This window comes from Sphingomonas sp. CFBP 8760 (assembly GCF_014841615.1).
In the GTDB taxonomy this organism is placed as follows: Bacteria; Pseudomonadota; Alphaproteobacteria; order Sphingomonadales; family Sphingomonadaceae; genus Sphingomonas.
In genome coordinates this window covers 34482-57279 of sequence record NZ_JACYUG010000006.1, presented here as the reverse complement: position 1 = coordinate 57279, position 22798 = coordinate 34482, and the positions used below count along the sequence as shown (strand labels likewise).

The 22798-nt window shown below is 69.4% G+C and carries 22 protein-coding genes; 10 read left to right on the top strand and 12 right to left on the bottom strand.

Going from position 1 to position 22798, the window contains the following annotated elements; translation table 11 throughout:
• Window positions 1-2 precede the first annotated feature (2 nt).
• The 5 genes from IFT82_RS09705 to IFT82_RS09685 form a co-directional block, all read right to left on the bottom strand.
• A complete protein-coding gene (locus IFT82_RS09705; RefSeq protein ID WP_192126158.1) occupies window positions 3-782 on the bottom strand; it encodes an NTP transferase domain-containing protein in 780 nt (259 codons plus the stop codon).
• A complete protein-coding gene (locus IFT82_RS09700; RefSeq protein WP_192126156.1) occupies window positions 779-1657 on the bottom strand; it encodes a hypothetical protein in 879 nt (292 codons plus the stop codon). Before IFT82_RS09700 ends, IFT82_RS09705 begins: the two co-directional genes overlap by 4 nt.
• Window positions 1654-2679 (bottom strand): diacylglycerol kinase family protein, encoded by a 1026-nt coding sequence (locus tag IFT82_RS09695; RefSeq protein WP_192126154.1) that lies wholly within the window; start codon window positions 2677-2679, stop codon window positions 1654-1656. Before IFT82_RS09695 ends, IFT82_RS09700 begins: the two co-directional genes overlap by 4 nt.
• Before the next feature lie 76 nt (window positions 2680-2755).
• The gene (locus tag IFT82_RS09690) at window positions 2756-3223 is read right to left on the bottom strand and encodes a DUF2141 domain-containing protein (RefSeq protein WP_192126152.1); all 468 of its coding nucleotides are present in this window, start codon (window positions 3221-3223) and stop codon (window positions 2756-2758) included.
• A gap of 76 nt (window positions 3224-3299) precedes the next feature.
• The gene (locus IFT82_RS09685; RefSeq protein ID WP_192126150.1) at window positions 3300-4574 is read right to left on the bottom strand and encodes a lipopolysaccharide biosynthesis protein; all 1275 of its coding nucleotides are present in this window, start codon (window positions 4572-4574) and stop codon (window positions 3300-3302) included.
• 184 nt (window positions 4575-4758) lie between these two features.
• On the opposite strand from IFT82_RS09685, the gene asnB reads away from it, so the two are divergent.
• Window positions 4759-6648, top strand: coding sequence for an asparagine synthase (glutamine-hydrolyzing) (asnB, locus tag IFT82_RS09680; protein ID WP_342355093.1), 1890 nt, complete (start codon window positions 4759-4761; stop codon window positions 6646-6648).
• Here asnB and IFT82_RS09675 read toward each other — a convergent pair.
• From IFT82_RS09675 to IFT82_RS09665, 3 genes are read right to left on the bottom strand one after another with little or no spacing between them, the layout of a single operon-like run.
• Entirely contained in the window at window positions 6632-7723 is a 1092-nt protein-coding gene (locus tag IFT82_RS09675) for a CDP-alcohol phosphatidyltransferase family protein (RefSeq protein WP_192126148.1), read from the bottom strand. The genes asnB and IFT82_RS09675 overlap by 17 nt on opposite strands.
• Window positions 7720-8853, bottom strand: a complete 1134-nt coding sequence (locus IFT82_RS09670; protein WP_192126146.1) for a hypothetical protein — start codon at window positions 8851-8853, stop codon at window positions 7720-7722. The genes IFT82_RS09675 and IFT82_RS09670 overlap by 4 nt, the downstream gene beginning before the upstream one ends.
• A complete protein-coding gene (locus IFT82_RS09665; protein WP_192126144.1) occupies window positions 8850-9569 on the bottom strand; it encodes a phosphocholine cytidylyltransferase family protein in 720 nt (239 codons plus the stop codon). The genes IFT82_RS09670 and IFT82_RS09665 overlap by 4 nt, the downstream gene beginning before the upstream one ends.
• A 129-nt stretch (window positions 9570-9698) precedes the next feature.
• Between IFT82_RS09665 and IFT82_RS09660 the strand changes: the two genes are divergently transcribed.
• From IFT82_RS09660 to IFT82_RS09650, 3 genes are all read left to right on the top strand, one after another.
• The gene (locus tag IFT82_RS09660) at window positions 9699-10253 is read left to right on the top strand and encodes a glycoside hydrolase family 108 protein (protein ID WP_192126142.1); all 555 of its coding nucleotides are present in this window, start codon (window positions 9699-9701) and stop codon (window positions 10251-10253) included.
• Window positions 10250-10486 carry a hypothetical protein gene (locus tag IFT82_RS09655; protein WP_192126141.1) on the top strand — a complete coding sequence of 79 codons (237 nt, stop codon included), beginning with the start codon at window positions 10250-10252 and terminating at the stop codon, window positions 10484-10486. Before IFT82_RS09660 ends, IFT82_RS09655 begins: the two co-directional genes overlap by 4 nt.
• Before the next feature lie 78 nt (window positions 10487-10564).
• Entirely contained in the window at window positions 10565-12028 is a 1464-nt protein-coding gene (locus IFT82_RS09650) for a hypothetical protein (RefSeq protein ID WP_192126140.1), read from the top strand.
• Here IFT82_RS09650 and IFT82_RS09645 read toward each other — a convergent pair.
• From IFT82_RS09645 to IFT82_RS09630, 4 genes are all read right to left on the bottom strand, one after another.
• Complete coding sequence (locus tag IFT82_RS09645) at window positions 12025-13497, bottom strand: glycosyltransferase family 39 protein (protein ID WP_192126138.1); 1473 nt, start codon at window positions 13495-13497, stop codon at window positions 12025-12027. The two genes, IFT82_RS09650 and IFT82_RS09645, sit on opposite strands and share 4 nt — an antisense overlap.
• A 64-nt stretch (window positions 13498-13561) precedes the next feature.
• The gene (locus IFT82_RS09640; protein WP_192126136.1) at window positions 13562-15088 is read right to left on the bottom strand and encodes a CpaF family protein; all 1527 of its coding nucleotides are present in this window, start codon (window positions 15086-15088) and stop codon (window positions 13562-13564) included.
• Between the two features lie 74 nt (window positions 15089-15162).
• Window positions 15163-16215, bottom strand: a complete 1053-nt coding sequence (locus tag IFT82_RS09635) for a methylated-DNA--[protein]-cysteine S-methyltransferase (protein WP_192126134.1) — start codon at window positions 16213-16215, stop codon at window positions 15163-15165.
• A gap of 49 nt (window positions 16216-16264) precedes the next feature.
• The gene (locus tag IFT82_RS09630) at window positions 16265-17200 is read right to left on the bottom strand and encodes a hypothetical protein (protein ID WP_244646645.1); all 936 of its coding nucleotides are present in this window, start codon (window positions 17198-17200) and stop codon (window positions 16265-16267) included.
• Window positions 17201-17382: 182 nt separating this feature from the next.
• Between IFT82_RS09630 and IFT82_RS09625 the strand changes: the two genes are divergently transcribed.
• The 6 genes from IFT82_RS09625 to IFT82_RS09600 all read left to right on the top strand — a co-directional run bounded on the left by IFT82_RS09625 (window position 17383) and on the right by IFT82_RS09600 (window position 22786).
• Window positions 17383-17937 (top strand): F0F1 ATP synthase subunit delta, encoded by a 555-nt coding sequence (locus tag IFT82_RS09625; RefSeq protein WP_192126132.1) that lies wholly within the window; start codon window positions 17383-17385, stop codon window positions 17935-17937.
• A 4-nt stretch (window positions 17938-17941) separates the two neighbouring features.
• Window positions 17942-19471, top strand: a complete 1530-nt coding sequence (gene atpA, locus IFT82_RS09620; RefSeq protein WP_192126130.1) for a F0F1 ATP synthase subunit alpha — start codon at window positions 17942-17944, stop codon at window positions 19469-19471.
• Window positions 19472-19589: 118 nt separating this feature from the next.
• A complete protein-coding gene (locus IFT82_RS09615; protein ID WP_192126128.1) occupies window positions 19590-20477 on the top strand; it encodes a F0F1 ATP synthase subunit gamma in 888 nt (295 codons plus the stop codon).
• 25 nt (window positions 20478-20502) lie between these two features.
• Entirely contained in the window at window positions 20503-21984 is a 1482-nt protein-coding gene (gene atpD, locus IFT82_RS09610) for a F0F1 ATP synthase subunit beta (protein ID WP_192126126.1), read from the top strand.
• Window positions 21981-22529: a hypothetical protein gene (locus tag IFT82_RS09605; RefSeq protein WP_192126124.1), complete on the top strand. Its 549-nt coding sequence runs from the start codon at window positions 21981-21983 to the stop codon at window positions 22527-22529. The genes atpD and IFT82_RS09605 overlap by 4 nt, the downstream gene beginning before the upstream one ends.
• Before the next feature lie 5 nt (window positions 22530-22534).
• Window positions 22535-22786 carry an ATP synthase F1 subunit epsilon gene (locus IFT82_RS09600; RefSeq protein ID WP_192126122.1) on the top strand — a complete coding sequence of 84 codons (252 nt, stop codon included), beginning with the start codon at window positions 22535-22537 and terminating at the stop codon, window positions 22784-22786.
• The last annotated feature ends 12 nt before the right edge of the window (window positions 22787-22798 follow it).

The following is a 22798-nucleotide window of genomic DNA, read 5'->3' as shown; positions in this document are numbered from 1 at the left end:
GCTTAGCACGAATGGGGCGAGGATGGACCGGGTCGATCGACGAGCTGGCGGACGAGATCGAGATCGGCGGGCTTGTCGACATCGACCGCGGCAAGGCCAAACGGGGTGGCCACGACGGCCGCCTCGATGCCGGCCCGCCGGCCGAGGTGGCGGATGGCCGTCGCCAGCGTCAGCCGCCCGGTCAGGTAGCGGAACAGCAGGCCGGGGCCGAGCCGACGCACGATCCGCCACGGCCGCTTGCGATCCGCCTCCACCTCGCGCCACAGCCCGATCGCGGCGGCGGCCTGTGGCGTGGCCAGCCAGAACAGGTTGCAACCCGACCATGATCCGTCGGCGAAGCGCAGCCACGTCCGTCGCGTGCCGGGTGCCGCGGCCTCCACTTCCGGCCGGCGGGCGAGCAGGGCGGCGACATCGGCGGCGGGGGCATCGGCGATGAAGCGGGCCACCCATGCCGGCTCCAGTAGCGCATGGTCGGCGGTGGTGACGAGCAGCGGGGCGCCCAGCACGTCGAACCCGCGCGCGACGCTGTCGCTGGGGCCGGCGGCGGGGGGGATGACCTCCAGCCCCAGCCGCATCGCCTCGATCAGCACGGCGGGGTGATCGGCGGATACCGCGATCCGCCCGGCCCCGGCCCCGCGCAACGCGGCGGCGACCCGCGCGAGCAGCGTTGTGCCCTGCAGCAGGATCATCGCCTTGTGCGGCACGCCGGCATAGGCGGCGACGGGATCGACGACCCCGGCCCGCGATCCGGCAAGGATCAGCGCGGCGAAAGGCGCTGTCATCGTCGCGCCCGCCATATCCGCCAGAACACGCCGGGCGCGGCGAGGATCGGATGGCGTCGCCGCCACGGCGTCATCGGCACGGCGATGCCGGTGTGCCGTTCCACCTTCCATGCGCCATATTCGCCCGCCCCCTCGAACGTCCAGGCCGCGCGGATCAGGCGGACCAGGTTGAGTGGCTTGCCCATCCGGCGGCGGCGGCGCCATGCCGCCCCGATCGCCGGACGATCGGACAGGACCGGGACGTAATCGCCGCCCTTCTGGGTGAAGGCGATGCCCGCCGCTTCCCAGGCGAGGGGCAGCAGAGCCTCGTACCGACCGGCACCGTGGACGAGTATCTGTTCCTCGCGTCCCGGCTTTTCCACCCGGAGTTCGGCGGCATAGGTCTGGCGGAACAATGCGCGCCAGTAATCGGCCGCGGTGCCGCGTTCCGGCCCCAGCGCCGCCGCGAACCGGGCCGCGGTGACCGACGCGGCCGCCACGGCGGTGACGACGGTGGCGCGCGTCGCGCCATCCGCGACCCAGACAAGCGCGGCGGGCTGCACGAAGCGGGTCCAGATCGTCGTATCGGCCAGCGTGCCGCCCGCCGCCTGTGCGAAGGTGGTCAGCCGCATCGTCGCGATCTTGGCGCGCAGCGTCTGCCCGTCGACCGTGATCTCCCGGTAACCGACGCGGGGCCACAGCCCGCGCTCCGGCGGCCCGGCGGTCAGCACATAGAAGTCGAGGACCCCATCGGTCGATCCGGTTCGCAGGTTGGACCCATAGAACAGGATCGCCGCGACCCCGGCGGTCGCCAGTCGTTCGGCGATCGCGCGGACATGGCCGGCGACGGGCGCGTCGAGCGCGGTCGCGACATACGCGTCGAGCGCGTCGCTCACGGAACGACGAAGGAGAGAACCGGCCCCTGGCGCACCGACAGCGTGCCACCGTCGAAATGCTCGCCATCGAGGATGAAGCCGTCATCCAGCGTCACCTCGAACGAGGCGGCGTCGAGGTGATGGAAACCCATCCGCGCCATCCATGGCGATTCAGACCCCGCCAGCAGCGCCGGCGCGGTGATCGGCAACAGCCGTGGCGGCGCATCGATCGCCAGCAGCTTCATGCCGTCGCGCGGACGCCCGAACGGCTTCAGCCCCAGCGGCAGGCTGCGCAGCGCGGAGGCGAGCAACAGATAACGCGGGCGCTGGTCCGGATCACCACCGCCGGGCAGGCGCAGGCCCATCGCGCTACCCTTGCGCCAGGTGCTGTTTGCCCCGCCGAACATCGTCTGCAAGACCGCCCAGCATAGCGCCAGCCCGACCGCCACGCCGTTGAACGCCCCGGCGCGGTGGGTGTGCTGCGCCAGTTCCGTCGCCTTCACGAACGCACCGGCCCCGAACAGGAAACCGCGCAGGGGCCGCGACCCGTCGCTGCGGGCGACCTCCACGGGGCGGCGCTCGACCCGCCGGCCCTGTGCCGTCGCCGCCAGCGCGTCGGCCAGCGTCCAGCCGGTGGGGATGCCGAGATCGATCGCCAGCGCGTTCGTCTTGCCGGACGGGATGACGACGATATCGGGCCAGATGCCCTTCCACAGATGTTCGGCGCAGGTCAGCACATCGCGCACCGTGCCGTCGCCACCGTCGATCACCAGCAGATCGATTCGCCGCGCCGCGAACGTCGCCAGCGTTTCCGCCAGCGCGGTGCGGGTGCGCGGCGCGGCGACCATCACGCTGTCGGCACCGGGGACACCCGCGGCATATTGCGCGCCACGGTTGAGATGGCTCTTGGGATTGCAGACGATGCCGACCTTCAGCGGGCCGACCGCAGAGGCCGTCGGCGCCGCCTTGGTCAGGGCGACCGGCAGGGAATCGACGCCGGCGAACAGCAGGGCGGAGGCGGAGTACTGTGAAGACACGTTCACATTTCTATCCTCAACAAATCCGGACCGCTACATATTTGTGACCAACGCCGGTGACGTCCACGCGCTCCCCCGGTCATCAGCGGCGATACCGCATCAGCATGGTCATCGTCGCCCCGCCCGCAGGGACCGCGAATCGCGTCGCGGTGAAGGACGGCAGACCGATGCTGGTCGGGGCGTCGTTGGAGAAGCCGAACCCCTCCTTCGGGGCGAACAGCGTGCGGTTGAAATCATGGTCGCCGTTCTCGTCGTGATATTGCGCCACCGCGTAATGGCCGGGGGGCAGCCAGAAGCAGGCCACGGTGACGGGCGCGCGGGCGGGAACGCGCGCGCGCAGCAGCTTGCCGCCCTTGGCCAGGAAGCGCCGCTTGTCATCCGGATAGACGGTGAAGGCGACCTCGCCATCCGCGCTGTGCAGCCCGGTGGCACGGACGGTCAGCTTGGCGGCACCGGTGGTGGCGGTGCCGGCGCAGGTCTGCGCCGCAGCCGGACTGGCCGCGACGATCGACGCGACAATCAGGAAGGCAAGAGGGTTCGGTCTGGTCATTCGGCTCATTCACTTTCCACCACGGTGGTAGCGATGTGCGCGTGAACCACGGCTTTACTGTGGCGGGACGGCGACCCTATCGTGGGCGGCGCGACAGGCGGAGCGCGGCGATCGCCATCAGCACCGCCACCGCCGCCGATCCCACCGTCACCGCCATCGCCACCCCGGTCGCCCCGTACCACGGCGTCAGCGCCGCCGCCGCCGCGAACAGCACGCCGACCCCGGCGGCGCGGATCGCGAAGACGCTGCCGGCGCGTTGCAGCGCGGTCATCACCGTATCGACCCCCGTCGTCGCCAGATCGAGGCACCCCGCCACCGCCAGCCACAACAGGATCGGCCAGGCATGGCGGAAGTCGCGACCGCCGACCAGGTTCAGCACCGGTTTGCCCAGCAACAGCACCAGTATCATGATCGCCCCGGCAGCCAGCCCGCTGCCCATGAACAGCCGCGACATCAGCCGGGCCAGGATCGCGGGCGGGGCATCGCGCAACGTCTTCACCACCTCCGGAAAGGCGGCGCGGGAGATGAGCTGCGACAGCTTGGCCAGCGCCTGCGCGATCTGCGACGCGATCCGGAACACGCCGGCGGCGGCGGGACCGGCGGCGGCGCCGACCAGCAGCAACGGTATCTGCTTGCTCGACAGGCCGAGCGTGGAACTGGCATTGGTGCTGAGCGCGAAGCGGACGATGCCGGGATGCTCGCGTGGCAGATGACGCGATCCGCGACCGTGCCGGATCATCGCGAAATCGCCGCTGCGCGACACCATCAGCCAATAGGTCGCCGCCGTCAGCACCTCCGCCGCGCCCCAGGCCACGAGGAAGCCCTGCACGGTCGGATGGATCAGCCAGACGAGGATCGCCCCGACGAACCGGGCCACCGGCGTGACGCTGTCGGCGATGGCGGCAAGCGAGAATTTGTCGCGCAGCCGCAGGATGCCGAGCGGGGTGGAGCGGATCGTGAGAAGCTGGATGACGGCGAAGATCAACGTCGCCCGCTTCAGCGTCGCGCCGATGCCCAGCGCCTCTCCCCATAATTCCAGGATCAGCCAGGCCAGCGCCGCGCCGATCAGCGCACTGGCGGCATCGAGGATGGCGCTGCCCCGGAACAGGCGGGCGAGCGCGGCATCGTCGCGGGCCGCCAGCGGCCCGACGCCGTACTGGACGATCACCTGCCAGCTCTGGAAGGCGACCAGCGTCGCCAGCGTCTGCGCCGCGCCGGTGATGAGCGCGAACCGACCGAAGCCGACGACCCCCAGCGACCGGGTGGCGATGCCCAGATAGAAAAGCGACAGGATCGCCAGCACGCCGCGGCTGGCCAGCAACCAGCCGAGGTTGCGCGCGGCCGCCCGCATCAGTCCAGCGGGACCGTCGCCGTCCGGATGATCGGTCGTCGTGGATGGAATGGAGGGGGGAACCGGGCTCGTCATGCGTTGCGGGACGGCTTAGGGTGACGCACGGAACGCGGCAAGACCCGTGGTCTTTCGCCCGCCGCCCCCCTAAGGCGCGAAACATGGATATCGGCGGGAGCAGACGGCCATCTGCGGCATAGCGGGCCTTTTCGCGCGCGGCGCGGCGGCGACGCCGGAAACGGTGCGTGCGCAATGCGCGGTGATCGTCCATCGCGGGCCGGACGACGAGGGCGTGTTCGCGGATGGCGACTTCGCGTTCGGGATGCGACGGCTGAGCATCGTCGACCTGGCGGGGGGGCATCAGCCGTTCTTTTCGCCCGATGGCCGGCTCGCGCTGGTGTTCAACGGCGAGATCTATAATTTCCCGGCGCTGCGGGCCGAACTGGCGGCGGCGGGCCGCGTGTTCCACAGCAGCGGCGATACCGAGGTGATCCTGGCCGGCTACGAACGCTGGGGCGACGACGTGTGGACGCGGCTGGACGGGATGTTCGCGGTGGCGGTGTGGGACCGGGCCGGGCGCCGCCTGACGCTGGCGCGCGACCCCGTCGGCATCAAGCCGCTCTATTATACCGACCAGCCGGCGGGGTTCGCGTTCGGATCGGAACTGAAGACGCTGACGCTGTTGCCCGGTTTCTCCTTCGATACCGATGAGCGGGCGCTGCTCGATTATTTCCGGTTCGGGCATGTCCGCAGCCCCCGGTCGATCCATCGCCAGATCCTTACCCTGCCGCCGGGGCATGTGCTGACGGTGGGGGCGGGGGAGGCGCCGGCGATCCGCGCCTATTGGACGCCGCGCTATGCACCCGCCGCCCCGGTGTCGGACGGCGAGTGGGTCGACCGGTTCCGCACCCGCTGGCTGGACACCGTCGCGGAACAGATGGTCGCCGATGTCGAGGTGGGTGCCTTCCTGTCGGGCGGGGTCGATTCGTCGGCGGTGGTCGCGGCGATGATGCGGGTGTCGGATCGTCCGGTGCGCACCTTCACGATCGGTTTTCCCGATCCGCGCATCGACGAGAGCGGCCCGGCGGCGGCAATCGCGGCGGCGCTGGGCACCCGCCATACCACCCGCACGCTGGAACTGGCGGCGGCGCGCGATCTGCTGCCGGCGGTGGCCGCCGCCTATGACGAGCCGTTCGCCGATCCGTCGATGGTGCCGACCTGGTATGTCAGCCGGGTCGCGGCCGAGGAGGTGAAGGTCGCGCTATCGGGTGACGGCGGCGACGAGCTGTTCTTCGGCTACAAGCGCCATGCCACCGAACGCCGGATCGGCCGCCTGCCTGCCCCCTTGCGCCATGCCGCGCGGGCGATCGGCGCAATCCCGCCGCTGCCGTCGCGCCATCTGAACGCGGTGATCCAGCGCTGGACGAAGACGGCAGCGAGCGCGGGGTTGCCGGACGGCGTCGCGCGGTTCTTCGCGAAGACGCAGATCAGCGCGGACAGCTTTCGCGCGCGCGTGTTCGACCCCGGTTTCCTCGCGCGGGCGGGCGGCGGCGATGGTGAGATCGCGCGGCTGGGCGCGGAATATTTCCCCGATCCCGCCGCCCTCTCCGCCGATACGCTGGAACAGTTCGGACTATGCGATCTGGCGCTCAACCTGCCCGGCGCGATGCTGACCAAGGTCGATCGGGCCAGCATGGCGCATTCGCTGGAGGTGCGGGTGCCGATGCTGGGCCAGCCGATGATCGATCTGGCGCTGTCGATGCCCGCCCACATGAAGCTGGATGGCCGCGTCGGCAAGCGGGTGGTGCGGGAGGCGATCGCGCCATGGCTGCCCGCCGGCATCCTCGACCGGCGCAAGCAGGGCTTCCAGATGCCGCTGTCGGCATGGTTCGCGGGCGATTTCGGCCGCTACGCCGAGGAACTGTGGCACGACAGCGGCGCGCGGGCCGAGGGCATCTGGCAGGCGGCGGCGGTGGACCGGGTATTCGCCGACCACCGCGCGGGAAAGCGGGATTACAGCCGCTTTCTCTATGCGCTGGCGGTCTATTGCCTGTGGCGGCTCAGGCGAGCCAGCTGACCACCGCCGCGCCGTGCCGCTTCACCGCGATCGCCTGCAACAGGCGGATCAGGTGGACGACCAGCGAGATCGCGGTCCACGCCGCGACGCCGATGATGCCCCAGTCGGGCCGCCCGATCAGCAGCCCCGCCAGCAGGATCACCATGTTCGGATTGCGCCGCGCGGTGAACAGGCGGAAGTCGCTGTCGAACTTGCGCCAGACATGGATGTGCATCCCGAAGCGGACGATGAACGCCCCCTCGATCAGGCGCTGCGCGACATAGCCGAACAGCATCGTGCCGATGACGATCCAGAACATCTGGTCCGACAGCGCCCGGCCATAGGGCGCGCAGCCCGCCGCCCATGCCCACCACCAGAAGGGCGGATGGACCAGATCGACGCCGTGATCCCACGCATTGCCCAGTTTCGACGAGGTGATGGTGCACCGCGCCAGCTTCCCGTCGACGGTGTCGAGCACCATGAAGACGAGGCCGGTGGCCAGCCCGGTCCAGAACCAGCCATACCAGAAGGCGACCGTGGCGACGATGCACAGCACGCTGCCGATCGCGGTGATGCCGTTGGGGCTGATGCCGATCCGCGCCGACAATTGCGTCAGCCGGAACGCCCATTCGGGCCACAGATATTTGGTCAGGACGTCGGTGACGCCCTTGTACGCGCCCTTGTAGCTCAGCCGCTCGATCGCGGGAACGGTGGCGGGGGTCAGCGGTTCCATGAACGGGCGTTCGCGTTTCCGCAGCGCCTCGTTCAGGATACCGCCCTCGTCCTCCGCCTCGATCACGGTCAGGCCGGGCAGGGGGCGGCCGGCGATCATCAGCGCGGCGGCCTCCTCGGCCTCGACATCGCCGACATGCGCCAGCACCGGGCGCCCGTCGCGCGTCACGACGGTGCCGGGGCGGGTCTTCAGATGCGCGGTCCAGACCGGGTCGAACGCATAGTCGAGATGGGCGAGCACGATCGTCGCGCCCCGCTCATCGAACCCTTGCGCCTGTGCGATCCGGCGGGTGCGTTCGGCATTGGTCATGCCCCAGAGCGGGGTGGGATTGTCGCCGATGGTGGCGAGCGCGGGAGAAGTCATGCCGCGGCGTTACCCGATCGTGCCGGATTGTCGAGCAGGTCGCGGATGACCCGTGCCGCGCGTGCGGGGGCCGCCCCGCCGGTATCGCCCAGCGAGTCTGCGGCGAACCGTGCCTGCTCGGCCGCGAAGCCGGGGTGGATCGCCGGCGCCCGGGCCAGCGCGGCCAGCAGGTCGGCGGGATCGTCCACCACCTCGCCACAATGCCACTGTGCGTAGGACGGGTCGGCCCGCCAGTCGACGCCGCCGGCGTTCAGGAAGACGCAGGGGCGCGGGCGGGACAGGAACTCGATCACCTGGCTCGACGTGTCGCCCAGATAGAGATCGGCGGCGGCGGTGTAGCTGCCGTCGACCATCGCGAAGCCGTCGATGTCGCAATGCACGTTCGGGCGGCCCGCCAGATCGGCCATCACCTGGCGCACCTCCGGCGCGCCCTCCACCAATCGCTGATGCGGCGCGAAGACCAGGTTCCAGCGGCCGTCGTCGGCGATCCGCCGCACCGTCTCCGCCCCCCAGTGCCACCATGATGACCGATGCCGTTGCCAGTGCGGCGCATAGAGGACGACCGGCTTCGGTTCGGCGAAGGGCAGGGTGGCAAGGCTGCGCTGCCGGAAGGCGGACTTGACGTAGCCGGTGGCGATCACCCGGTCGGATGCGAAGCCGCGCGCCAGATAGGTGCCCCGCTCCCGCTGGCTGGGCACCAGCATCACGCGGGCGGCGCGGCGGCGGGGATCGTCGCGCGCACTCATCGAGCCGACCCCGTGCGAGGTCTTCACGAACGGCGGCAGGAACGGCAACGCACGCGGCAGCCACAGGCTGGTCTGTTCCGCGCACACCACCGCGCGGGCTCGCAACAGGTGGGGGATCAACCGGATCAGCGTCGGTATCTTGGCCGGCAGCGGCGGATTGCGGCCATCCGCGCCGGCCGGCAACCGGCGAAAGCCGGGAACGCGCCGGATGCGGACGCCCGCCAACCCCGCGCTCCACCGCGTCAGCAGTTGCTCATGGACCGAGGTGGCGACCCACAGGTCGATCGCGACATCACCGTCCGCCGCCAGCGCCTCAACGATCGGGTAGAGGTGGGGGATCAGCAGCGTCTCGCCGAGGAACAGGAAGGCGACCGGCCTCTTCATGCCCCGCGTTCCCGCCGCCAGCGTTCGATGTCGTCGGGCCGGTCGATCTCCTGCCAGGGCGTGCCCGCCGGGATCGCCACCGCCGCCACCGCATCCACCCCCGCCAGCCGGTCGACGATCGCATGGTGGAAAGCGTGGATGCCGTTCCCGCCGCCGATCACCGCGCGCAGCGCATCGGCATAGGCACCGCCCCCGGTCGAGGCGACGATGCCGAGCGAGCGGTGCGTGGCGCGGGCCGGGTCGAGTGCCTTGCCAACCGCGCGGACGCGTCCGTCCGCCACCGCGACCAGCATGTCGTCGGGCTCGGGCGAGGCCAGCGTATCGACCACCAGCTTCACCCCGCGCCGGGCATCGGCGACCGCGGCGGTCAGCACCGCGGGGTCGAAGATCGTATCGCCGTTCATCAGCACGAACGCCCCGGTCAGGTCGGCGCGCGCCGCCCACACGCTGCCGATGCTGCTGCCCGCCGCCCAGAAGGGATTGAAGACGAGGTCGGTCGCCAGCCCGTCGTCGCGCCGCGCCGCCAGATGTTCGCCGATCTGTTCGATACGATAGCCGCCGACCACGGTGACCGCGGTGATGCCAGCCGTGCGGATCGCGCGAAGCTGGTGGTCGAGGATCGCCCGGCCGCCGACCGGTACCAGGCATTTGGGCGTTTCCAGCGTCAGCGGCAGGAGGCGCGAGCCGTGACCCGCCGCGATGATGATGGCCTTCATGATGTCCCGCCGTGGTTCGTCCCGCCGCCTAGGATACAATGGTGGTGGGAATGGGGCAGTAATTTCCTGCTGTCCTACAACGAACCAAATAGGATAGTTGGGCCGCCTCAATCGAATCGGGGGGCTATGATGGACGAGACGATCGACGGATTGATCGATGCGGTGATCGAGCGGGAGGGCGGCTATGTCGATCATCCCGCCGACCGGGGCGGGCCGACCCGCTGGGGTATCACGGAATCGGTGGCGCGGACGCATGGCTGGCGCGGATCGATGCGCCAGTTCCCGCGCGACGAGGCGGTGGCGATCTATCGCCGGCTCTACTGGTATCGGCCGGGACTGGAGGCGGTGGCGGCGCGGGCGCCGCGCCTGGCGGCCGAGCTGTTCGATACCGGCGTCAACATGGGGCCGCCGGTTGCCGCCGGGTTCCTGCAACGCGCCCTGAACGCGCTGAACCGAGGGGCCACCGATTATCCCGACCTGACGCTCGACGGCCGTATCGGCCCCGCGACGCTCGCCGCGATCGACGCTTTCCTGGCGACCCGCCGCGCGGTGGGCGAGGCGGTGCTGCTGAAGGCGATCGATGCGTTGCAGGGCGAACGCTACATCGCGCTCGCCGAACGACGCCCCGCCAACGAGGCGTTTCTCTATGGCTGGCTCGCGCAACGGATCGGAGAGCCGGCATGAACGACCAGCGCCTGCGCTTCCGCGCGTTCCTGGCCGTGGTGATCGCGACGCTGCTCGTGGCGCTCGCACCGATCGCGGTCACCGGTCTGCTCGGCAAGGTGCTGCCCGAAGCGCTGATCGCCACGTCCGACAAGGTGACGACGGGTCTCGTCACCCTGCTCGGCACGATCGGGGGGCTGCTCTTCCGGCAGAGCCAGCCCGATGCGGCGGCCGGCCCGGTGGTGCCGCGATGAGGGCGATCGTCGTGGTCCCCGCCGCCGTCGCCCGACCGCACGCCACCGGGCGATGAACCCCTTTTTCCGGAGCATCCGATGCTGACCATCACCGATGACCTGTCCGCCTTCACGCTGGCGGCGGGCGAGCCCTTCGTCCTCGACCTGCGTTTCCATGATGCCGACGGCGCGGCGATGCCGCTGGCGGGACGTGCCTTTGCCCTGTCGTTCCACGATCACGACCGGGTCGCGCACGCCGCGATCGATGGCGAGATCGTGGCCGACGGGGAGGGCGATCACGTGCGCTTCGCCCGCGACGGCCGGCTGTCCGAATCGCTATATGGCTGGCCGCTGGTCGTGGAACTGGCGGAGCGATACCGCCACGGCCGCGACGTGATCGCACGCGGAGCGCTGACGATTCTGCCCTCCGCCGGGGATGTCGTCTCGCTCGACGGGGCGGCGATCGCCGGGCACGGATGGCGCGTCACGATCCGCGCCGGCGCGGATGGCGCCGCGCCGGTCTTTGCCCGGACGCGGATACCGTTCGATGCGCCGCCCGCGCCAATGCTGGCGGCGCTGTCGTTGCCGGCCAGTGCCTGGACGGTCGGGGTCGCGGTCGATCTGCCGGTGACCGGCACGACGCCGAATGCGCTGCTGGCGGCGACGTTGCCGCCGGGACTGGCGATCGCGGACGGCAGGATCGTCGGCGTGCCGGCGGTGGCCGGCCCGGCGGAGATCGCGCTCGTGGAGACGCTGGCCGGTGCCGGCAACAGTCCGCGGACGACGGTGATCGCCATCGTCGTCGCCGCGGCGTCGGTGATGGCGGATGCGGTGCTGCCCCCGCATCCGGTCGGCCCGGTCGATCTGGGCACGCAGACGGCGATCGGCCTGCGCATGATGGCCGCCGAACCCTATATGATCGGTACCCGGTTCCGCCGGGCGACGAACACCGCCGATTTCTGGTTCCGCATGACGGATGCGCAGAACGGCGTGATCTTCCGGATCGTCGATGACGATCATTATGGCGTGATCCGCGTCGTCGACGGCGTCCAGAGCGAGATTATCGGGTACGAATATCGTGCCTTCGCCCCGCCGCTGGTCGCCGCGCCGGTCACCGCCTTCATCGAACTGCGCGTCGCGGCGGACGGTAGCGTCGCATTCTACCAGAACGGCATCCGGATATCGGTGACGATCGACGCCGCGTTCCTCGATGCGGTCCAGCCGCGCGGATATGGCGTGCGTTTCGCCGTCACGATCGGCCCCGCGATGGCGAACGTGACCGCCGGATCGCTGGCGCCGCCGCTGGCGATCCACACCGCGACGGTCGATCCGGCGACGCGGCGGATCGATCTGGCGATCACCTATGTCGGGACGCCCGATGCCTACGACTATGCGGTGAACGGCGGCGCGTGGGCGGCGGCGCGGACCGTGTCGTCGGCGCAGGCCGGGCAGGCGGTGCTGCGGCTGCCCGCGCTGGCGGCGGGGATCGCCGGGAATGTCTCCATCGCGCTTCGCCAACGCAACGCCCCCGACGTGTCCGCGTCGATCACGGTTCCCGTCTAGCGGCGCGCGCGGCGCAGGCGGAAGACATATTGCCGCAACCGTCCGATCCTGACCGTGCCGACCAGTCGATACCGGTCGGCGACCGCGCGCAGCACCAGTGCTTGCGTGGCGGGATTGGTGGTGGGCTTCGGGGTGCGGATCACGATCAAGCCGGGATCGCGCGCTAGGATGCGGGCGGTCTCGGCGACGGGATCGGTATCGATGCCATGGACCTCCGACGTCTGGCCGAGATGGCTGCGAAAGATGTAGCGGGTCGGAAGGCAGGACCGGGTCAGGTAATAGAGGATCGGTTCGCTGTTGAAGCCGAACATGCATCCCGCCGGCCGGTCGCCGACCATCCGCGCCAGCGCCGCCGCCTGTGCCGGGGTGCCGCGCTGGCGGATGCGCAGGGTCGTCACCAGCGCGGCCAGTGCCAGGCCGATCGCCAGCATCGCGACACAGCGGCGCAACGCGAAGGTGCAGCCGCGATCGTTCAGGCCGGCGGCGGCGGCGATCGACAGCGGCAACATCACCGGGATGAAATAATGCTGTTCGGCGGTCCCCATCATCAGCACCGCGATCAGCGCGATCGCCGCCCATTCCAGCGCCGGCCACGCCCGCCACCCGCCGCGGATCGCCAGCCAGCCGAGCGGGGAGGCCAGCGCCGCCGCCTCCAGCAGCTTCACCGCATTGGTGGCGGCGGTATCGGGGTCGCCCTGTCCGAAGATCGACACGAAGTTGGCGAAGATGAACGCCTCGCCATGCCCCGCCGCCATATAGACGGCCAGCGCGATGGCGGTGGGCAGCAGCGCCAGCACGATCCACAGCGCCGCGTCGCGCCCGATGCGGTGCAGCGGCCGTCCGGCCAGCCAGCCGGCCCGCAGCAGCGCCAGCGCGAAGAAGACGCCCTCGAACATGGCGGTGTACTTGATCTGCATCGCGACGCCGACCAGCAGCATCGCCGCCGCGCCGCGTCGCGACAGGCGTCGCCGTTCGCGGATGCCGTCGATCGCCAGCAGGCCCGCCCCCGCCATCGGCAGGCCGTACCAGACCGATGCCTGCCCGCCCCCGCCATCGAACACCACCAGCCACACCAGATAACAGAGCCCGCCGGCAAAGGCCGCGCCCGGCGAACAGAACCGGCGGGCGATCCGGGTCGCGAGGAAGGCGGTGGCGGTGGCGCACAGGGTCGCCGCCACTTGATAGGTCAGGATGCCATCGCCGCCGACCGAGCGGATCGCGGCGAAGATCAGGAACAGGCCCACCGGCTTGCGATCGAAGATGTCGACGAACGGCCACGCGCCGTGCATCATCCGGTTTCCGACCAGCAGGTAGAAACCCTCGTCGCTATGAACCAGCGGATTGCCGAACAAGGCGCCGCGCGTGACGAAGGCCGCCAGCAACAGCAACGATGCCTGCATCGCCGCCGATCGCGGCAGGCCGAGCCGTCGCCGATGGTCGGCAACGACAGACGGGGCGGCGGCATTCATGCCGGCCGCCCTTAGTGCCTCATGGTCCCCCCGTCAGCCCGGTACGACCTGATATTGCAGGCTTTTACAGGCAGGCTTCCAGATACGCCTGATCGAATCCGAACTGCTTGGCCTTGTCCAGCGTGTAGGGGCGCAGCCCCATCGAGCGGTACTCGCCGATGATCTTGCCGTCCGCGCCCTCGTCCAGATACTCGAAGCGGAACAGTTCCTGCGTGACGATCACCGGGCCTTCCATCCCGATCACTTCGGTCACGTTGGTCACGCGGCGGCTGCCGTCACGCAGCCGCTTCACCTGGATGATGAGTTCGACCGAATCGGCGATCTGGCGACTGATCGCCTCCTTGGGCACCTTGATGTCGGACATCATCACCATGTTCTCCATGCGGGCCAGCGCCTCGCGCGGGGAATTGGCGTGGAGCGTACACATCGACCCGTCATGGCCGGTGTTCATGGCGGCGAGCATGTCGAAACACTCCGCCCCGCGGATTTCGCCCAGGATGATGCGGTCCGGGCGCATACGCAGCGCGTTCTTCACCAGGTCGCGGATGCTGATCTCGCCCTGACCCTCCAGATTGGCGGGGCGGGTTTCCAGCGGCAGCCAGTGGGGCTGTTGCAGGCGAAGTTCGGCCGCGTCCTCGATCGTCAGCACGCGCTCGCCCGGGTCGATCATCTTCGACAGCGCGTTCAGCATCGTCGTCTTGCCCGAACCGGTACCGCCGGAGATGACGACGTTGAAACGGCTGGCCCCGGCGATCTTCAGCGCGGTCGCCATCTTCGGGCTCATGCTGCCGAACCCCGCCATCATGTCGAGCGTGATCGGCTTGGCGGAGAATTTGCGGATCGAGATGGCGGTGCCGCGCAGGCTCAGCGGCGGCACGATCACGTTGACGCGGCTGCCGTCCTTCAGCCGGGCGTCGGCCAGCGGGGTGGTCTGGTCGACCCGGCGTCCGACCGAATTGACGATGCGCTGCGCGATCTGGAACAGATGCTCCTCGTCGCGGAACTGGATCGGCGCGATCTCCAGCTTGCCCTTGCGCTCCACATACGTCTGGTCGGGGCCGTTGACCATGATGTCGGTGATGGCGGGATCGGCGAGCAGTTCCTCCAGCGGCCCGAGACCCAGCAGTTCGTCGACCAGCACCTTTTCCAGCGCGAACTGTTCGCGGCGGTTCAGCGTCAGTTTCAGCTCGGCCAGCACCTCGCCGATGATCGGGCGGAATTCCTCGGCCAGTTCGTCCTTGCCCAGCGTCGCCGCCGCTTCGGGATCGACGCGTTCCAGCAGGCGCGGCAGCACCTGCTCCTTGATCTTGTGGACGGAGGCTTCGAACCCCTCCACCTTGCTGCTGCCGGCATCGCCACTGGCGTTCTGGCGATCGGACAGGCGCTGCATCGCATCCAGCGTCGGCGCGGAATGGAGCGTGGGGTCGAGTTCGCCGGGCAGGGCCAGCGCGTCGAGCGGCGGGAATTGCTGGCCACCCTCCGGTTCCGGGCGGGGGGCGGGGCCGCCGCCGTGCATCGGCCGCGCCACGCCGAACGCCGGCCGGACCGGCTGTCCGCTACCCATATTGCTCCGACGCCCGAACGCGCTCATTCCCGATCCTCTTGTGTCGATACGGGATGCTAGCGGCCAAGCTTTTAGAATTGGCTAATCGTCCGTTTCGTCGATCATTTCCGGTCCGGTCCAGGCTTTCCGGGCCAGCCTTCCCGCTCCAGCAGGGCAAGTTTGCGGTCCGGGCCATGGGCATAGCCGCCCAGCGCCCCGTCGCCGCGCAGGATGCGGTGGCACGGCACGACGACCGCGACCGGGTTGGCGCCGCAGGCCGTTCCCGCCGCGCGGGTGGCGCCGGGATAGCCGGCCAGTGCCGCCAGATCGGCATAGCTGCGCGTCTCGCCCGGCGGGATCGCCTGCAACGCCTGCCATATCGCTTCCTGAAACGCGGTGCCGCGCACGTCGACCGGCAGGCCGGTATCGCGCGCCGGCGATTCGACCTGCGCCACCACCCGTGCCGCCATCGCGGCCAGCGCGGCATCGCCCGGTTCGATCGCGGCGAGCGGGAACAGCCGGGTGAGCGCCGCCGCATCCTCGTCGAACGCCACCCGGCACAGCCCGCGCATCGTCGCCGCGATCAGCAGCGGGCCGAGGCTGGTCGGCACGATCGTCCAGCGGATCGTCTCGCCCGGTGCCCCGCGCCGTCGCTGGGCGGGCGTCATGCCCAGCCGTGGGGCGACGTTGCCATAGAAGCGGCTGGGGGCGGCATAGCCCGCCGCGTAGATCGCCGCCGTCACGCTGTCGCTGGCCGGCAGCGCCGCCGCGCCCCGCGCGGCGCGGCGGGCGCGGGCATAGGCGGCGGGGCTGACGCCCGTCGCGCGGACGAACAACCGCTGGAAATGATGCGGCGCATAACCGACCCGTGTCGCCAACCCGGCCAGCGTCGGGGCTTCCCCGGCATCGAGGATCGCGGCGGCGGCGGCCACCGCCGCCCGGTCGCGGGCGACGCCATCGGGCAGGCAGCGGCGGCAGGGGCGATAGCCGGCGGCCCGTGCCGCGACCGCATCGGCATGGAAGCTGACATGCTCGCGCCGTGGCCGGCGAGCCGGGCAGCTTGGCCGGCAATAGATGCCGGTGGTGGCCACCGCGACGACGAAGCGGCCATCGGCATCGCGGTCGCGCGCGACGAAGGCGGTCCAGGCGGCGGCGTCGTCGAACGGATCGGTCATGCCGTCGTCCTACCGCGTCCGTCACACGGCTTCATCCCGGCGCTTGCGATCAAAGTGCCGCCATGCGTCGCACGTCCTCCTCGCCCGCCGCCAGCGAGCGGACCCGGCCCAGCCCCTTGCTGACCTCGTCCCCCGCGTTGGGTGCGAAGATACGGGCGCGGGCGTACAGATCGCCGGCCAGCGGATATCGCCCCTCCGCCTCCGCGCAGAGCGCCAGATTGAACACCGTCGGCCCGTGATCGGGCGACAGCCGGTCGATCTCCGTAAAAGCGCGACAGGCGGCGGCCTGATCGGTCTTGGTCAGGCGCACCGCCTGTCTGAACCGGTCCGCGACCTCGCCGGGCAGGCCCTTGCGATCCTCCTGTATGCGCACCGTATAGCGTTCGCGGTGCGGGGCGAGATCGAGCCGGACCTCGCGCGCGACCGATTCGGCCATGACATCGGCGGTCAGCGCGACATCGAGCGGGACCCCCGTGTCCTCGCACCACCAGCCGCTGTCCGTCCGCGTCTTCGGCCCGCTATAGACGGTGCGGTCGTCGCGCCTGCGGACCAGTTGCAGGTCGGCGCGCAGGCTGACCGATCGTCGCGTGCAGCGCACCCGGTAACCGATCCGCCTCAGGCACTTGCCGTCCTTCTTCTCGGCGCAGCGCTCACGTGCCTCGGTGTAGTCGCTGCTCTCCACGGCGATATCGGCCTGACCGGTCAGCATCCCGTCCGGCCGCAGCGAGGCGGGCACCAGCCTGGCATGGGGGGTGTCGTTACGGTCCATCGCGGCCAGTTGCCGCTCGATCGCGTCGCCCAGTTTCTCGCCGAGCGGCCCGTCGATCATGTCCACGCCGATCGTCGGCAGGAAGCTGGCCTCCCGCGCGGTGGCGGCGAAGATGCCCTCGACGCGCAACGTCTCGGCGGCCACGGGTGATGTCGCCGCGATCAGGCCGGCCGTCATCATCATCCGCCCTGCGCCGCGCATCGCCACCGTCCCCATGCCCCCCGTTCCACGTGCCTGCCGTCATCGTTGCGCGAACGATCCTGAACGACGCGTGTCGACCGCGCGGCTTGCATCGGCGGCCCCCCCATGCTAGCCGCGCCGCAGCCCATCGGAGGTGCGTTTTTCGCGCCCCGTTCCCTATGGGCGAACCCGTTCTGACGACGAGGAATTCCAGGTCCGTGGAGACAGCTGGCGGTATTCAGGCAAGTTTGGGCGGTCGTTATGCCGTGGCCCTTTTCGACCTTGCACGTGACGCGAAGACGATCGATGCGGTCGAGGCGAGCCTGACGGCGGTGCGCGACGCGCTCGGCCAGTCGGACGACCTGCGCCGGCTGACGACCAGCCCGCTGGTCGGGCGCGGCGTCGCGGTGAAGACCGTGCTGGCGGTCGCCGACCAGATCGGGGTCGATCCCACCACCCGCAGTTTCCTCGGCGTGCTCGCCGAAAACCGGCGGCTGTCGCAGCTGCCCGCGATCATCCGCGCGTTCCGCACGCTGGCCTCGCGCCATCGCGGCGAGATCGCGGCGGAGGTCGTGAGCGCCCACCCGCTGACCGACGATCAGGTCGCCCAGCTGAAGCAGCAGCTTCGCCAGCGCGTCGGTCGCGAGGTGTCGGTCGACCTGTCGGTCGACCCCCAATTGCTCGGCGGGCTTGTCGTCCGCATCGGTTCCCAGATGATCGACTCGTCGATCCGCACCCGTTTGAATGCGCTTGCCAGCGCGATGAAAGGCTGAGTTGATGGACATTCGCGCCGCAGAAATCTCCCGCGTCATCAAGGACCAGATCGCCAGCTTCGGCGATCAGGCACAGGTCTCCGAGACCGGTCAGGTGCTGTCGGTCGGCGACGGCATCGCGCGCATCTATGGCCTCGACAACGTCCAGGCGGGCGAGATGGTCGAATTCGCCAACGGCGTGCAGGGCATGGCGCTCAACCTGGAGGCCGATAACGTCGGCGTCGTGATCTTCGGCTCGGATTCGGAGATCAAGGAAGGCGACATCGTCAAGCGCACCGGCACGATCGTGGACGTGCCGGTCGGCAAGGGTCTGCTCGGCCGCGTGGTCGACGGTCTCGGCAACCCGATCGACGGCAAGGGCCCGATCGTCGCCGAGAAGCGCAGCCGCGTCGAGGTGAAGGCCCCCGGCATCATCCCGCGCCAGTCGGTCAGCGAGCCGATGCAGTCGGGCCTGAAGGCGATCGACGCCCTCGTGCCGGTCGGTCGTGGCCAGCGCGAACTCATCATCGGCGATCGCCAGACCGGCAAGTCGGCGGTGGCGATCGATACCTTCATCAACCAGCGGACGGCGAATGCCGGCACCGACGAATCGAAGAAGCTCTACTGCGTCTATGTCGCGGTCGGGCAGAAGCGGTCGACCGTCGCGCAGCTGGTCAAGACGCTCGAAGAGAACGGCGCGATGGAATATTCCATCGTCGTCGCCGCCACCGCGTCGGACCCCGCGCCGATGCAGTTCCTGGCGCCCTATACCGGCACTGCGATGGGCGAGTATTTCCGCGACAACGCGATGCACGCGCTGATCGTGTTCGACGATCTGTCGAAGCAGGCGGTGGCCTATCGCCAGATGTCGCTGCTGCTGCGCCGTCCGCCGGGCCGCGAAGCCTATCCGGGCGACGTGTTCTACCTGCACAGCCGCCTGCTGGAGCGCGCGGCCAAGATGTCGGACGCCAATGGCGGCGGCTCGCTGACCGCGCTGCCGATCATCGAGACGCAGGCGGGCGACGTGTCGGCCTATATCCCGACCAACGTGATCTCGATTACCGATGGCCAGATCTTCCTCGAAACCGACCTGTTCTTCGCGGGCATCCGCCCGGCGATCAACGTCGGCCTGTCGGTCAGCCGCGTCGGTTCCGCCGCGCAGACCAAGGCGATGAAGAAGGTGTCCGGCTCGATCAAGCTGGAGCTGGCGCAGTATCGCGAGATGGCGGCGTTCGCGCAGTTCGGATCGGATCTCGACGCCTCGACCCAGAAGCTGCTCAACCGCGGCGCGCGCCTGACCGAGCTGCTCAAGCAGAAGCAGTTCGCGCCGATGCCGTTCGAGGAGCAGACCGCGTCGATCTTCGCCGGCACGCAGGGGTATCTCGATAACGTGCAGGTCAAGGACGTGACCCGGTACGAGGCGGCGATGCTGTCCGATCTGCGCGCCAACCATGCCGGCGTGCTGACCAAGATCCGCGACACCCGCGATCTGGGCGACGAGGCGAAGGGCGGCCTGAAGGCGGCACTCGATCAGTTCGCCAAGACGTTCGCGTAATGGAATCTCCCTCTCCCCGTCGGGGGAGAGGGTAGGGGAGGGGAAGGTGCCATGCACTGACCCATGCCCCTCTCCCCGGCCCTTTCCCCTGACGGGGAGAGGGGGAAGAAGGTAGAAGATGGCGTCACTCAAGGCCCTCAAGGTTCGGATCAACTCGGTCAAATCGACCCAGAAGATCACCAAGGCGATGAAGATGGTCGCCGCCGCCAAGCTGCGCCGCGCGCAGGAGGCGGCGGTCGCCGCGCGTCCCTATGCGCAGCGCTTGGAAGGCGTGATGGCCAGCATCGCCGGCCGCGTCGGCATCGCGCCCGGCGCGTCGCCGCTGCTGGCGGGCACCGGCAAGGATCAGGTCCACCTGATCGTCGTCGCCACCTCCGAACGGGGGCTGGCCGGTGCGTTCAACACCAACATCGTCCGGGCGGCGCGCAAGCACGCCGATGCGCTGATCGCGCAGGGCAAGACGGTGAAGTTCTACATCGCCGGCAAGAAGGGGCGCGTGCTGCGCCGCTTCTACCCGACCATGATCGCCGCCGATCACGAGATGGGCCATATCAAGCGGCTGGCGTTCGACGACGCGCGCCAGATCGCCGACGATGTGATCGCGCGCTTCACCGCGGGCGAATTCGACGTCGCGCACCTGTTCTACGCCAAGTTCGTCTCGGCGCTGGTGCAGGAGCCGACCGGCATCCAGATCGTGCCCGTGCCGCTGTCGTCCGTCCCCGGTGCCGCCGGCAAGGCGAACGCCCCGGCCGCGGTCACCGAGTACGAGCCGAGCGAGGAGGCGATCCTCGCCGACCTGCTGCCGCGCAACGTCGCCATCCAGATTTTCCGCGCGCTGCTGGAAAATGCCGCATCCGAACAGGGCAGCCGGATGAACGCGATGGAGAATGCGACCAAGAACGCCGGTGACATGATCCAGCGTCTCTCGATCCAGTACAACCGCACCCGTCAGGCCGCGATCACGACCGAACTGGTCGAGATCATCTCGGGCGCCGAAGCGCTCTAAAAGATTCGAAGCAGGAAGAACCGCCATGGCAACCGCCGCTGAAGACATCCGCCCGACCCAGACCACGGGCACCACCAACAATGTCGGCACGATCGCCCAGATCATCGGCGCGGTCGTCGACGTGCATTTCCCCGAACAGCTGCCGTCGATCCTGTCGGCGCTGGAAACCAGCAACAACGGCAACCGGCTGGTGCTGGAAGTCGCGCAGCATCTGGGCGAGAACACCGTCCGCACGATCGCCATGGACGCGACCGAGGGCCTGACCCGCGGCCAGACCGTGACCGACACCGGCGCGCAGATCAGCGTGCCCGTCGGCCCCGCGACGCTGGGCCGTATCCTGAACGTGATCGGTGAGCCGATCGACGAGCGTGGCCCGGTCGCCACCGACCTGCGCTCGCCGATCCATGCCGAGGCGCCGCTGTTCGTCGATCAGTCGACCGAAAGCGCGATCCTCGTCACCGGCATCAAGGTCATCGATCTGCTCGCGCCCTATGCGAAGGGCGGCAAGATCGGCCTGTTCGGCGGCGCCGGCGTGGGCAAGACCGTGCTGATCCAGGAACTCATCAACAACATCGCCAAGGGCCATGGCGGCACCTCGGTGTTCGCCGGCGTCGGCGAGCGTACCCGCGAGGGCAACGACCTGTATCACGAGTTCCTCGACGCGGGTGTCATCGCCAAGGATGCCGACGGCAATCCGCAGTCGGAGGGTTCGAAGGTCGCGCTGGTATTCGGCCAGATGAACGAGCCGCCGGGCGCCCGCGCCCGCGTCGCGCTGTCGGGCCTGACGATCGCGGAATATTTCCGCGACGTCGAGGGGCAGGACGTGCTGTTCTTCGTCGACAACATCTTCCGCTTCACGCAGGCGGGCGCGGAAGTGTCGGCGCTGCTCGGCCGCATCCCGTCGGCGGTGGGGTACCAGCCGACGCTGTCGACCGACATGGGCGCGCTGCAGGAGCGGATTACCTCGACCAACAAGGGGTCGATCACCTCGGTGCAGGCCGTCTACGTTCCCGCCGACGATCTTACCGATCCGGCGCCGGCGACCTCGTTCGCGCATCTTGACGCCACGACCGTGCTGAACCGCGCGATCTCCGAACTCGGCATCTATCCGGCGGTCGATCCGCTCGATTCGACCAGCCGCGTGCTGGAGCCGCGCATCGTCGGTCAGGAGCATTACGACACGGCGCGCGCCGTGCAGTCGCTGCTCCAGCGTTACAAGTCGCTGCAGGACATCATCGCCATCCTCGGGATGGACGAGCTGTCCGAAGAGGACAAGCTGACCGTGACCCGCGCCCGCAAGATCCAGAAGTTCCTCAGCCAGCCGTTCCACGTCGCCGAGGTCTTCACCGGCATCAGCGGCAAGTTCGTGCAGGTCGAGGACACGATCCGCTCGTTCAAGGCGGTGGTCGACGGCGAATACGACCATCTGCCCGAAGCGGCCTTCTACATGGTCGGCGGCATCGACGAAGTCGTCGCCAAGGCCGAGAAGATGGCCAAGGAGGCGTGATCGTCGCTGCGGCGACGGCGGCTCTTCTCGCGACGGCACCGGTTCCGGTGCAGGCTCGCGGGCAGGGCACCGTCGCCGCGGTCGATACCGCGATCGCCGCGTGCGAACGCTGGCTGCTCGAACCGGCCAGCTGGAACGGGGACATCGCCGCCTTCGGTCGGGCGCAGGGCTTGCAGTCGCAGGCCACCGTGCCATCGGTCGCGCTGCCGCCGCCCGTGATGCGGGTCGCGCTCCATCACTGGCGGGTCCCGTTGGGCGAAGGTGGCATCTATGTCACCACCTCCGATCGGCTGCCGGTCTGCCATCTGTCGGGCGGTGGCCCATTCGATATGCAGCCCGCGATCGTCGCGCTGCGCCGCGCTCCGGATTTCGCCCGCCGATGGCAACACATCGGTGGCGGACGCGAGGGCGGGATGGTCAGCGAACGGTTCGTCAGCACCGTCGATCTCCAATTGTCGATGACCCTGTCCCATGCAGTCGCGGCCGGCGGTCGCACGGATCGCGTCCAGTTTCTCGCCACCGCCAGCTACCAGATCAGGAAATAGTCCCGATGCTCCATTTCGAACTCGTCACCCCCGAAAAGCTGCTCCGGTCGGAGAGCGTCCACATGGTCGTCGTCCCCGGCACCGAGGGCGATTTCGGCGTGCTGGAGGGCCATGCCCCCTTCATGTCGACGATCCGCGACGGCGTGATCTCGGTCTATACCAGCGCCAACGGCCAGCCGGAGACGATCGCGATCAAGGGCGGTTTCGCCGAGGTCAACGACAAGGGCCTGACGGTGCTGGCCGAACACGCCGGCTGATACCGGCGCATT